Source organism: Alkalibacterium sp. m-11, assembly GCF_054658155.1.
The window spans coordinates 1-11,479 of the sequence record NZ_BAAGIR010000064.1 but is presented as its reverse complement, the minus strand read 5'-3'; the positions used below and the strand labels follow the sequence as shown (position 1 = coordinate 11,479).

At 44.5% G+C, this 11,479-nt stretch carries 12 protein-coding genes and 1 pseudogene; 9 read left to right on the top strand and 4 right to left on the bottom strand.

Going from position 1 to position 11,479, the window contains the following annotated elements:
• Nucleotides 1-149: 149 nt before the first annotated feature.
• A complete protein-coding gene (locus tag ACYQ2O_RS07670; protein WP_459796361.1) occupies nucleotides 150-707 on the top strand; it encodes an N-acetyltransferase family protein in 558 nt (185 codons plus the stop codon).
• A 124-nt stretch (nucleotides 708-831) separates the two neighbouring features.
• Here the strand turns inward: ACYQ2O_RS07670 and ACYQ2O_RS07665 are convergent, their stop codons facing one another.
• From ACYQ2O_RS07665 to ACYQ2O_RS07655, 3 genes and pseudogenes are all read right to left on the bottom strand, one after another.
• The gene (locus ACYQ2O_RS07665; protein ID WP_346024978.1) at nucleotides 832-1,407 is read right to left on the bottom strand and encodes an LURP-one-related/scramblase family protein; all 576 of its coding nucleotides are present in this window, start codon (nucleotides 1,405-1,407) and stop codon (nucleotides 832-834) included.
• Between the two features lie 143 nt (nucleotides 1,408-1,550).
• On the bottom strand, nucleotides 1,551-1,715 hold the full coding sequence (locus tag ACYQ2O_RS07660; RefSeq protein ID WP_346024355.1) for a YvrJ family protein: 165 nt from the start codon (nucleotides 1,713-1,715) through the stop codon (nucleotides 1,551-1,553).
• Nucleotides 1,716-1,938: 223 nt separating this feature from the next.
• Nucleotides 1,939-2,091 (bottom strand): annotated as a pseudogene (locus ACYQ2O_RS07655) (bifunctional hydroxymethylpyrimidine kinase/phosphomethylpyrimidine kinase); the annotation flags it as partial.
• Nucleotides 2,092-2,225: 134 nt separating this feature from the next.
• Between ACYQ2O_RS07655 and ACYQ2O_RS07650 the strand changes: the two are divergent.
• The 3 genes from ACYQ2O_RS07650 (at nucleotide 2,226) to ACYQ2O_RS07640 (ending at nucleotide 4,192) form a co-directional block, all read left to right on the top strand.
• Nucleotides 2,226-2,960 (top strand): NAD-dependent protein deacylase, encoded by a 735-nt coding sequence (locus tag ACYQ2O_RS07650; protein ID WP_346024356.1) that lies wholly within the window; start codon nucleotides 2,226-2,228, stop codon nucleotides 2,958-2,960.
• A gap of 66 nt (nucleotides 2,961-3,026) precedes the next feature.
• Entirely contained in the window at nucleotides 3,027-3,527 is a 501-nt protein-coding gene (locus ACYQ2O_RS07645; protein WP_459796360.1) for an NUDIX hydrolase, read from the top strand.
• Between the two features lie 134 nt (nucleotides 3,528-3,661).
• Entirely contained in the window at nucleotides 3,662-4,192 is a 531-nt protein-coding gene (locus tag ACYQ2O_RS07640) for an acyl-CoA thioesterase (RefSeq protein ID WP_346024358.1), read from the top strand.
• A gap of 124 nt (nucleotides 4,193-4,316) precedes the next feature.
• Here ACYQ2O_RS07640 and ACYQ2O_RS07635 read toward each other — a convergent pair whose 3' ends face one another.
• The gene (locus ACYQ2O_RS07635; protein WP_459769167.1) at nucleotides 4,317-5,204 is read right to left on the bottom strand and encodes a Cof-type HAD-IIB family hydrolase; all 888 of its coding nucleotides are present in this window, start codon (nucleotides 5,202-5,204) and stop codon (nucleotides 4,317-4,319) included.
• Nucleotides 5,205-5,308: 104 nt separating this feature from the next.
• On the opposite strand from ACYQ2O_RS07635, the gene ACYQ2O_RS07630 reads away from it, so the two are divergent.
• The 5 genes from ACYQ2O_RS07630 (at nucleotide 5,309) to ACYQ2O_RS07610 (ending at nucleotide 11,309) form a co-directional block, all read left to right on the top strand.
• On the top strand, nucleotides 5,309-5,995 hold the full coding sequence (locus tag ACYQ2O_RS07630) for a uracil-DNA glycosylase (RefSeq protein WP_346024360.1): 687 nt from the start codon (nucleotides 5,309-5,311) through the stop codon (nucleotides 5,993-5,995).
• Nucleotides 5,996-6,082: 87 nt separating this feature from the next.
• The gene (gene pta / locus ACYQ2O_RS07625; RefSeq protein ID WP_346024361.1) at nucleotides 6,083-7,066 is read left to right on the top strand and encodes a phosphate acetyltransferase; all 984 of its coding nucleotides are present in this window, start codon (nucleotides 6,083-6,085) and stop codon (nucleotides 7,064-7,066) included.
• 280 nt (nucleotides 7,067-7,346) lie between these two features.
• Nucleotides 7,347-8,876 carry a glycerol kinase GlpK gene (gene glpK / locus ACYQ2O_RS07620; RefSeq protein ID WP_459769171.1) on the top strand — a complete coding sequence of 510 codons (1,530 nt, stop codon included), beginning with the start codon at nucleotides 7,347-7,349 and terminating at the stop codon, nucleotides 8,874-8,876.
• Between the two features lie 27 nt (nucleotides 8,877-8,903).
• Nucleotides 8,904-10,571, top strand: coding sequence for an FAD-dependent oxidoreductase (locus tag ACYQ2O_RS07615; RefSeq protein WP_459769173.1), 1,668 nt, complete (start codon nucleotides 8,904-8,906; stop codon nucleotides 10,569-10,571).
• Between the two features lie 15 nt (nucleotides 10,572-10,586).
• Nucleotides 10,587-11,309: an MIP/aquaporin family protein gene (locus ACYQ2O_RS07610; RefSeq protein WP_091265690.1), complete on the top strand. Its 723-nt coding sequence runs from the start codon at nucleotides 10,587-10,589 to the stop codon at nucleotides 11,307-11,309.
• The last annotated feature ends 170 nt before the right edge of the window (nucleotides 11,310-11,479 follow it).

The window sequence follows — 11,479 nt, the reverse complement described above, 5'->3', positions numbered from 1 at the left end:
ATTTCTTCCCATGTCAACGCTCTCCTTTGAACTCATATAGTTGGGTTCATTATACAATAAAGAACCCTATAAAATAGAGAACGAATAAGGGTTTTTTATCCGTGTCTATTCTATAGGGTCCAGTTTAAACATAATTGAGGAGTTTTAATATGATTAGAGAAGCATCCCGTCAAGATGCAGAAGCAATCGTTGATTTATTTAAAGTGATTCTGACAGATATGGAACTGCCGATCATGTCTCAAGTAACTTGGGATGATCTGCGGCCTGCAATGGTTCATGCTGTTCGAAGTGAATCGTTTATTCAAGGGTACAAAAATGCCCTTTTAAAAGAGATCGATGGAGAAATAGCCGGTTTCTGCTTTTCCTACCCAGGGGGAAGTGCCGATCAGTATGATCAGCTGTCAGACTTGATATCGGCCTACAAGCTCCCTCCTTTTGAAACATTTATCGAAGGTGAGACTTTCGAAGGCGAATGGTATCTTGATTCCATCGTAACGAAGGATACGTTCAGAGGAAAAGGAATAGGTAAAGAACTGATGCAGGCGGTTTATGACAAAGCGAAATCAGAAGGCTTTACAGTGGTCGGACTCAATGTCGACCATGATAATCCCCGGGCTCTGAAGCTTTACGAAGCACAAGGCTTTCAGAAGGTAAAGGAAGTCATGATTGCCGGCCATCATTACGATCATATGCAGAAGAAGGTATAGACAGGAATACTGGTATAATTGTGAACTGACCGAGTGATCAGTTGCAAATTGAACAGGACTGATTTTTAAAAATAAGCCCGAAGACTGGCAAAAACTCAGTCTTCGGGCTTTTAGACTATCGGGATTACTTGTTTGACCAAAGCAGTCTTTTTACTCTCAGCCAGACCGGATGCATGAAACTGAGACTGTATTTCTGCTGCTTCATATCATTCCAGACAGTGGATTTATTCTGACCGTAGTGATCCAGCAGCTGAGAAATGAGACAGGCTACAGGTGCAATTTTCTCATTCTGAAAATCGAGGATATAAAATTCTCCAGTGAATGACACGCATTTTTCGATAGACAGAATCTGCTTTCCGAATCGTCTGACGGAGAAAATTTGTTTATCGTAATCACCTGTGATAATCCAGTTGAGTCGTGTAACTGTAAAGTATGGGTGAGTCATTCCACGAAGACCTTTACGTTTCTTTATTGTTCCGATTTTCTTTCCATCCTGAAACAGACGGAACTTAGGAAAAACTGAGAGTTTGACTTGTCTGGCTTCTATGATCCGTTTTCCGTCCATAGAGTAGACAGTCAGCCTGTCTCCGAGTCTGCCCCATTTTCCGACAATCAGGTATATTTTTTCACCTGCAGCATCTTTTACGATCATCCGGTCCTGCAAGGTCTGGTATTCCTTGTTGATAAATAGCCGAACCATTTCTATCACCTCTAGGTCGTCAAACGTGTACGGTGCTTTTATTTATTATACCACTATTACATAAGAATAGAAAAAAAGAAAAACTTCACGTGCTGTTCAGTTTCAAAATGAAAAAGAGTGCCTCAAAAAGACACTCTCGAGAATTACCGGTGGCGTGCTTCAGTCACAGCCGTCAGATCGTTGAGCGCTTTGACTACCGCATCGAGCTTATTTTCCATGCGATGAAGCAGCACCAGTGAAATGAAGATAGGAAATCCTACATTAGCAATCATGTCGATCATCGCCGGAAACCAGTCAGTTTCAGACATAACAGTCAGCCTCCTTTCTTCCGTATACAGGTAATAACGGAAAGAAGGGGTAAAGTGTAACCCGATTTGAGGTGGTTAGATATCGGACTGTCTGTTGAGCCTGTAGCCACTGTGATAGACTGGACCGACATACTCATTGAACGCAAAGCCTGCCTGCATTGCTTCAGTCACAAAATGCTTGGCTTTTCTGACCGCTTAGACAGGATCCAGTCCTTTAGCAAGACCAGCTGTTATCTGGATCCATTGTAGCGATCACTGTCAGTGCAGCAATCCCGTAAGTACCATATTCGGCAAAGGTTTTTAGGTCTGCAGCAATTCCAGCTCCTCCGCTGGCATCATTTCCGGCTATTGTTAAAGTAAGTTTTGGTCCAGACATGGTTAGGCCCTCCTTTTTTTATCTATCGTGAGTCTGATGAATCTGTTGCACTTCTGTACTACATTCCTAGTATAATAGGATAAAGGTACTCGAGTAAAGGATAATGGCGGAGAAAAGAAGGAGTGGCATGATACATGGACAAAGGGAGTATCAGAAAAGCAGCGGAATGGCTGAGTAGCAGTAAGTCCATAGCTGTAATCACTGGAGCAGGAGTGTCTACAGAAAGCGGTATACCGGATTTTCGTTCAAGCGGGGGATTATACAATAGGCAGACGAATCTGACTACTCCTCTCGAAGAAGTTCTGAGCCATCATTTTTTTGAACAGGAACCCGCTCAATTTTATACATTTTATAGAAAGAATCTCCTGAGAAGAGAAGCGCAGCCCAATCCGGGGCATGTCTTTCTAGCTGATCTTGAGAAGATTGGGAAAAAAATAACGGTCATCACACAGAATATTGACAGCCTTCATCAGAAAGCTGGAAGCAGTAAGGTCATTGAACTGCATGGGAGTACTGCTCGGGTAGTGTCCCGGAATGGAACGGTTTATTCTTGTGAGGATGCCGTTGAAACGGAGACAGCCATGTATGTCGGCAGGGAATGGGTCAGGCCGGATGTCACGCTATACGGTGAGATGCTTGATCCCGAAGCGATCCGTCAAAGCATTAAGGCCATCAGTCAGTCAGATGTCCTCCTGGTTCTGGGAACGAGTCTGAGCGTGTATCCCGCTGCCGGATTCGTATATGATTTTAAGGGGGATAAAAGCATTCTGGTCAATAAAGGAAGGACCGGACTTTCTTATCCATTCGGCCTGAGTTTCAAAACATCAATCAGTCAATGGGCAGAAGCAGTAAAGAATGAACTGGCATGATCCGACATTATAACTGGCAGAATAGGCCTGAAAGAACAGTCGGAAGTCAGATATGGGGTGTTGGACATGGAGAACAACAGAATAAGAGATAAAATCAGTCAGTATCGACCAGAACCATTAGGCAGACAGAGACGATTTTCTGTCTTTCTGCCACTTATTATTATCGATGGCGAAAAGCATCTTCTATTTGAAAAAAGAAGTCAGAGCGTGTCACAGCCGGGGGAAACCTCTTTTCCCGGAGGAGCTGTCGAAGAGGGGGAAACATACAAAGAGGCCGCAATTCGAGAGACAGTTGAGGAACTGAATGTGAAAGAGAGTCAGATCGATATCTATGGAGAAATCGATTATATCGCAACTCATACTCATATCATTCACTGTTTCGCTGGAGAACTCAGGAACTGTACATTAAAGTCGCTCCAGCCGAACGAGGAAGTGGAGTCAGTGTTCACGATTCCCCTCAATTATTTTCTGACACATCGACCTGAATATCATTATGTGGATCTGATCATGGAACATAAGGAGGATTTCCCATTCGAGCTGATATCCAATGGAGATAAGTACAGATAGACCACCAGAAAGCAGGGCATCCCTTTTTATCGGTTGGAAGGTCAGTACCTCTGGGGATTCACAGCTCAGTTTACTCATCGATTTATAGATATCATCACAGACCGTCAGACGACTGAAATCAAAGGAGAGCAAATATGACTATTAACAAACAGATGAGCTGTAACGAAACAAGGGTCGTTCAGACACACATAGTCCTCCCATCTGAACTGAACGGACACCAGACTCTGTTCGGCGGGAACTTGATGAGTCTGATCGACAATACGGCATCCATGTCGGTTGCAAAGTTTGCCCGTTCAAATTCTCTTGTGACGGCTTCCATGGACGAGCTTCATTTTCTTCATCCAATCAAAGCCAGTCACGCGGTGAGTGTGGAGACCTATGTAACAGGTTCCGGAAGACGGTCGATTGAAGTGTTTACTAAAGTTCTGGGTGAAGACCTGGAATCAGGAGAAACTTATATCGGGGCAACCAGTTTTCTCACCTTCGTACTCGTCGGTTCATTCGAAACAGATCAGCCCCTTCTTCCTGATCTGGTCTGTGAATCAGAGGAAGAACAGAAAGTCTGCAGAGATTACAGTGAAAGAAGGAAGAAACGACTAGCTGACAAGAAACTCAATGAAGAACTGGTTGAAGGGCTGACATTGACGCCGCCCTGGATGAGCTGATTGAATTTTTTCAAGTCGTTATTTAGCCGGAGGTTCCACTATACTGTTCAGAAAAAAAGCCCTCTCCGGGCCTGAACGGTTGTTATTGAACCATCAGAACAGGAGAGGGACGGGCGACATGCCCTTAATCATTCTTATAAATTTTACCACTTAAAACACGAGTGATCGCTTCGGCTACACCATTCTTACGGTTACTTGAAGTAAGATAATTGGCAGCCTCCTTGGCTTCAGGTGCAGCATTTTCCATGGCAACTGAATATTTTGCCCATTTAAGCATGGAGATATCGTTGATGTTATCCCCGATAGTCATAACCTGGTCGGCTTTAAGGTCCAGTTTTCTGGCCAGTTTAGCGACGGCCAGTCCTTTCTGGGCATTCTTATGGTTGATCTCAAGGTTTCGTTCACTTGAAGCAGTGATGGCCAAATCAGGAACCGCCTCATAAAGTTTTTCCTTTAAGGGGTCAAGCAGCGCCTTTCCTTTTTTTGTATGGACCGCCACCTTCAAGACGACAAGACTCTGATCGTTCAGAACGTCGGAGTAGTCATCCACATAAGTGATCGGCATCTCATCTACTCGCTTCTTAGCTGTTTCAAGAGCTTCTTCAAATGTGATATCCGGGTTCATATCTGATAACATGGACGCGAGCATTTCTTCACGCTGATCCTTATTATCGGAGAAGATGCCTTTATATGTCATCAGCTCTTCGTGAAGTGAGTCGTATTGAGAAAAGATGTCAAGCATCTGTCTGACCGTCTTTTTTTCCAGCCCGATATTGTAGAGATTTTTTCCGGTTTCGTCAAAATACTGGGCGCCATTCTGTGCAATCAGCGGACAGATAATGGTATGCTCCTTGAGCAAAGGCGAAGCCATCGGGTAATCTCTCCCAGTCGCAATAGCAAAATGGATGCCTTGTTCCTGCGCACGCTTGATGGCAGAGGCATTTGCATTGGATATTTCCATGTGTTCATTAAGCAGTGTTCCGTCCATATCGGAAACAATCAGTTTGATCATTCATTTCGTCCCCTTTAATAATCTATCTTTTGTATAGTATCAGTCTAACAAAAATAGAGGACAAAGGGAGATAAATTTACTCAAAAGAGAAAGGAAGTTTACATATGTTGATTCCAGTAGACAATGACTGGACCCCCATTTTAAAAGAAGCTGAACAGACAGAGTCCTATCAGGAATTAAGAGAGTTTTTGAAGAGAGAATACGCTGAGGCAGCAGTCTATCCTGTCGTGGAAGATATCTGGCAGGCATTTGAATGGACACCTTTCAGTGAAGTTAAAGTCGTGATTTTAGGGCAGGATCCCTATCACGGCAGGTATCAGGCTCATGGCCTCAGTTTTTCTGTCAGACCTGAGGTGGATGTACCTCCTTCTCTTAAAAATATGTATAAGGAGCTAGAGAGAGATCTGGGGATTCCTCCAGTCTCACACGGGTATCTGAAAAAATGGGCAGAAGAAGGCGTACTGCTTCTCAATACAGTATTGACTGTTCGAGGAGGAGAGGCGCATTCGCATCGCAACAGAGGCTGGGAAGATCTGACAGACCACGTGATCAAGGCCTTGAGTGAGAGAGAAGAACCGATCGTGTTTCTTCTCTGGGGGAATGCGGCTCAGAAAAAAGAGAAGATGATCGATACCAGCAGACACGTTGTTCTTAAAACCTCTCATCCGAGTCCGTTGTCTGCATATCGGGGCTTTTTAGGGTCAGGCGTGTTTTCAGAAACCAATCGGATTCTTGAGAAAATGGGTTTCGAGCCAGTTGACTGGAGCCTGCCTGAAAACCCGAATGACTAGAATAATTTAATGGCTAAACTGTGAAAACCATAAGAAAAGTGGTATGATTAAGAATGTGGAAAAAACAAATCCTGGAGGGAAAATCAAGTGGAATTATTTGAAAGTCTGAGACAGAACATTCAAGGAAAAGATCTGAAAATCGTCTTTCCTGAAGCGACAGATGAACGTATTTTAGGTGCTGCATTGCGCCTTCATTATGAAAACATTCTTGAACCCGTTCTGATCGGAAAAGAAGAAGACATTTTTGAGGAAGCAAAAGCTCGTGGATATGATCTGAAGGATATCGAAATCATCGATCCTGAAACATACGACAAGTTTGACGAAATGGTAGAAGCATTTCTTGAGCGCCGTAAAGGGAAAGCCACAGAAGATCAGGCTAGAACTCAGCTTAAAGATGTGAACTACTTCGGTACCATGCTTGTCTATCTGGACTATGCAGTTGGCCTGGTCAGCGGAGCGGTTCACTCAACAGGAGATACGGTCCGTCCGGCTCTTCAGATCATCAAGACCCGTCCTGGCGTAAGCCGTACATCTGGGGCATTCATCATGCTACGTGGAAGAGGACAGGAAAAATATCTGTTCTCTGACTGTGCGATCAATCCTAACCCGGACGAGCAGGTCCTGGCGGAAATCGCGGTTGAAAGTGCCCGTACAGCTAAAATGTTCGGTATCGACCCTAAAGTTGCATTACTGAGCTTCTCTTCAAAAGGAACAGCTAATGCACCGGAAGCAGAAAAAGTACGTAACGCAACGAAAATTGCGCAGGAACTTGCTCCTGACTTAGCTATTGATGGAGAGCTTCAGTTCGATGCGGCTTTTGTTCCTGCTGTAGCCCAGCAGAAAGTACCCGAATCAGACGTTGCAGGTGAAGCAACTGTGTTCGTCTTCCCTGAACTGCAGTCAGGAAATATCGGCTACAAAATAACTCAGCGTTTAGGTGGATTTGAAGCAGTCGGACCGATTCTTCAAGGTCTGAACAAACCTGTCTCAGACCTGTCACGTGGATGCGTCGAAGAAGATGTCTATAAAACAGCTATCATCACGGCAAATCAGGCACTGATGAACGACTAATCATACGATCAAAATAGTGTAAAGAAAACAGCTCACTCGAGCTGTTTTTTTTGTTTTAATTAAGAATCATGTAAGATAAGTGGTCGTCACAATAAATTACTCACTAGAGAAAATGAACAGTCAACTTATGACCTCAACTAATAAAAGTAAAATAAAATGGGGATGAAATTAACAAATTTACCTCTTCATATGCTTTCTATTAGAAGAAGTGAAGGATGCAATGTTATACTGGGTTCGACAGTAAGCCTTTACAAATAAGAGAAAGGGAGTAGATATAGCAATGGCTGATTACATTATGGCAATCGATCAGGGAACGACAAGCACGCGGGCAATCATATTCGATAAGGAAGGGGAACCAAGATGGAGTTACCAGAAGGAGATTGAGCAGTCCTTCCCGGAACCGGGTTGGGTCGAGCACAATGCGAATGAAATCTGGTTAAAGACGCTTCAGGTCATTGCAAGTGTCATGATCGAAGCAGGTATTGAGGCAAACGACCTTGACAGTATCGGCATAACAAACCAGCGAGAAACAACAGTCATCTGGGATAAGGAAACAGGGGAACCGATTTACCCTGCAGTCGTCTGGCAGTCCAAGCAGACATCTGATGTTGCGCACCAGCTTGTTGAAGACGGACATAAGGACATGATCCATAAGAAAACGGGTCTCATTGTAGATTCCTACTTTTCAGCGACCAAAATCAAATGGATCCTTGATAAGGTAGAAGGCTCTAGAGAACGGTCGAAAAATGGAGAGCTTCTATTTGGGACTATTGATACTTGGCTTTTATGGAAGCTGACTGGTGGAGAGGTTCACGCTACGGATTATTCAAATGCCAGCCGCACGATGCTTTACAATATTTATGATATGCAGTGGGACTCAGATATACTGGATCTTCTGGATATACCTGAAAGCATGCTGCCGGAAGTCAAACCGTCTTCAGGTATATTTGGAGAGACTATGGATGCGATCTTTAAAGGCGTTCAAGTGCCGATTGCAGGAATTGCCGGAGACCAGCAGGCAGCTTTATTCGGACAGACTGCTTTTGATAAAGGAATGGTTAAAAATACGTACGGAACAGGTGCCTTCATTATTATGAATACCGGAAAAGAGCCGATTCAGTCTGAGAATGGTCTGCTGACTACTCTGGCATATGGATTGGATAATGAAGTGTATTATGCGCTGGAAGGGGCAATTTTTGTTGCCGGGTCTGCCATTCAGTGGCTGCGTGACGGACTGAGAATGTTCAGAGATGCGCCGCAATCAGAAAACTATGCTACACGAGTGGATACAACAGACAATGTTTATGTCGTTCCTGCCTTTACTGGACTGGGGGCCCCGCATTGGGATCAGGATGCCAGAGGAGCCGTCTTCGGACTGACTCGAGGAACGGAAAAAGAACACTTTATTCGTGCGACACTTGAATCATTGGCTTACCAGACAAGAGACGTCGTGGATGCGATGAATGAAGATGCCGGGCTTAAGACAGAAACGATGCGAGTGGACGGTGGAGCCAGCATGAACGATTTCCTAATGCAGTTCCAGGCTGATATTCTGGATGTGAAGATCGAACGCTCTAAAATCATGGAAACAACCGCTTTAGGTGCAGTCTATCTCGCTGGTTTGGCTACGGGGTTCTTTAAAGATTTGGATGAAATCAAAGCGAAATGGGATAAATCAGCAACCTTTGAGGCTAATATGGACGAAGAGGTCCGTGAAGATCTGTACGAAGGCTGGCAGGCAGCTGTCAAGGCAACTCAGGCTTTCAAATTCAAGCCGAAAAAAGTAAAAAAAGAAGAGGAAGACGGTTAAAAACTTAAGAAAGGAGCTGACGGACGCATGACATTTTCAGCTCAGACCAGAAAAGAGAATATAAATAAGCTGTCATCTGATCAGGTCGATCTGCTGATCATCGGAGGCGGCATCACTGGAGCTGGATTAGCTCTCCATGCCGCTGCCCGAGGCATAAAAGTTGGTCTGATCGAGATGCAGGACTTCGCAGGAGGGACGAGCAGCCGGTCCACAAAGCTTGTTCACGGGGGTCTACGCTATCTGAAACAGTTTGATGTGGAGCTTGTGTCAGACGTAGCTAAGGAACGGGCTGTTATTGGAAAGAATGCCCCTCATATTGTCCAGCCGGGCTATATGCTGATGCCGGTATATGAAGAACCAGGTGCTTCTTTTAATGCCTTCACTGCAGAAGTTGTTTTGCACCTGTACGATTATCTGGCAGAGACTGACGAAGAATGGGCCCATTATATCGTTGACAAGGAAGAGGTTCTTAAGGAAGAACCTCACTTGAAAGAAGAAGGACTTATAGCCGGAGGTTTCTACCTTGACTACACGAATGACGATGCCCGACTGACAATCGAAACGATAAAAAAAGCTGACGAACTGGGAGCCATTATAACCAACTATGTTAAAGCTGAATCTTTCGGTTACGATGAGGATGGAAAGATAAGAACTGTCAGAGCAGTGGATACGTTGAACGAGGAGTCCTTTGACATCGATGCGAAAGTCGTGGTGAATGCCACCGGTCCATGGTCGGATGAGACAAGAAAGAACAGGGAGGCAGATACTGGAGGCAAAATGTTCCCTACAAAAGGAGTCCATTTTGTAGTGGATCATTCTAAGCTCCCTGTGTCCAGAACCATTTACACTGATACCGGACATGAAGATAATCGTATGGTCTTCATTATCCCCCGTGGCAATAAAACATATTTTGGAACGACGGACACCCCATTTGAGGGGGCGTACGAGGACCCGTCCATCGCACAGGAAGACATTGATTACCTCCTGCAGACAATCAATCACCGATTTGACGGGGTATCCCTAACATTGGATGATATCGAATCGAGCTGGGCGGGGCTCAGACCGCTGATTAAGGATGAGAATAATGATGACCCGTCAGGCATTTCCAGAGGACACGAAATCTTTACTGAAGAAGACGGACTGATCACGATTGCAGGAGGAAAACTGACCGATTACCGGCGTATGGCGGAAGACGCCTTTGAAGTCATCGATAAAGCTTTTGAAGAACTGAATGTAAGGTTCGATCAGGTGGACACGAAGACCATTCCGCTTTCTGGAGGAGATGTCGAAAATCCTTTTGCATTCCAGACATTTATAGATCAACACAGTCAAGATGGGACTGATGCAGGTCTGGATCAGACTGATGCACGTTTCCTGGTTGACTGGTATGGGACAAATATATTTAAGGTGTATGAACTGCTGGGTAAGGCTCGCTCGTTCGATATGCCTTTAAAAGATGCCCTGCAGCTGGCGTATGGGCTGGAGCATGAAATGATTTTGTCTCCAGAGGATTTCTTTGAAAGACGCACAGATTCAATATTCTTCAATATAGACCGGGTTATTGAACTGAAAGAATCGGTTATTGATGCCATGCAGAAAGAACTTGGATGGAGTGAAGAAGAAAAAGAAAACTGGTCTGCTCATCTGGATGAAAGAGTAAGAGAAGTATCACTGGAGGAATACAAAAATAAATAAAGCGAGGGATTTATAGTGGAAACAACTTTATTTCAGCAGTTACTTGGTGAGTATTTCGGCACGATGATCCTCATTCTTCTGGGAGACGGTGTGGTTGCTGCCAATGTACTGAAAAAGACGAAATCATATGATAGTGGATGGATCATGATCGGTATAGGGTGGGGGCTCGCCGTAGCTATGGCGGTTTACGCTGTAGGCTGGCTGTCTCCGGCACATATTAATCCGGCAGTGACCCTCGGAATGGCTGTGGCTGGTGAAATTGGATGGGAGATGGTAATCCCCTACACCATTGCACAAGTTGCAGGAGGTTTTACTGGTGCCGTTCTGGTCTGGCTTCATTATATTCCTCATTTCAGAGCTACGGATGATCAGGAAGCTATCCTGGCTGTGTTCTCAACAGGTCCAGCCATTAAAGGATCAAAATGGAATTTGTTATCTGAAACGATTGCGACGATTGTTCTAGTATTCGGCCTACTTGCTTTTACTCAAGGCGATTTTACAGATGGACTGAATCCTCTGATTGTAGGGTTGCTTATTGTGGCAATCGGGTTTTCGCTTGGAGGAACAACAGGGTATGCCATCAATCCGGCCCGTGATTTGGGTCCGAGAATCGCTCACCAGATACTTCCTATAGCTAATAAAGGAGGTTCTGATTGGGAGTATTCATGGATCCCTATCGTTGGTCCATTCATTGGTGGAGCTGTCGGGGCACTCATCTTCCTCGCCATGACGGTCTAATTCCCTGAGTATCTTATCGCTCAATAAAAGACCACTGCTCAATATAAACTGGACCCCATGTCAAGGACAGTTTGATAAAAACCCCTTATAATTTATTATCGCTCCTTCTATGATAACGTCATAGGAGGAGCGATAATACGTTTAAGCCTGGATCAATACTTAGATTTTGG

Bases quoted from the DNA above. Each gene is read 5' to 3' on its own strand.
- ACYQ2O_RS07670 (WP_459796361.1), top strand. From the start codon at position 150: ATGATTAGAGAAGCATCCCGTCAAGATGCAGAAGCAATCGTTGATTTA.
- ACYQ2O_RS07665 (WP_346024978.1), bottom strand. From the start codon at position 1,407: ATGGTTCGGCTATTTATCAACAAGGAATACCAGACCTTGCAGGACCGG.
- ACYQ2O_RS07660 (WP_346024355.1), bottom strand. From the start codon at position 1,715: ATGTCTGAAACTGACTGGTTTCCGGCGATGATCGACATGATTGCTAAT.
- ACYQ2O_RS07650 (WP_346024356.1), top strand. From the start codon at position 2,226: ATGGACAAAGGGAGTATCAGAAAAGCAGCGGAATGGCTGAGTAGCAGT.
- ACYQ2O_RS07645 (WP_459796360.1), top strand. From the start codon at position 3,027: ATGGAGAACAACAGAATAAGAGATAAAATCAGTCAGTATCGACCAGAA.
- ACYQ2O_RS07640 (WP_346024358.1), top strand. From the start codon at position 3,662: ATGACTATTAACAAACAGATGAGCTGTAACGAAACAAGGGTCGTTCAG.
- ACYQ2O_RS07635 (WP_459769167.1), bottom strand. From the start codon at position 5,204: ATGATCAAACTGATTGTTTCCGATATGGACGGAACACTGCTTAATGAA.
- ACYQ2O_RS07630 (WP_346024360.1), top strand. From the start codon at position 5,309: ATGTTGATTCCAGTAGACAATGACTGGACCCCCATTTTAAAAGAAGCT.
- glpK (WP_459769171.1), top strand. From the start codon at position 7,347: ATGGCTGATTACATTATGGCAATCGATCAGGGAACGACAAGCACGCGG.
- ACYQ2O_RS07615 (WP_459769173.1), top strand. From the start codon at position 8,904: ATGACATTTTCAGCTCAGACCAGAAAAGAGAATATAAATAAGCTGTCA.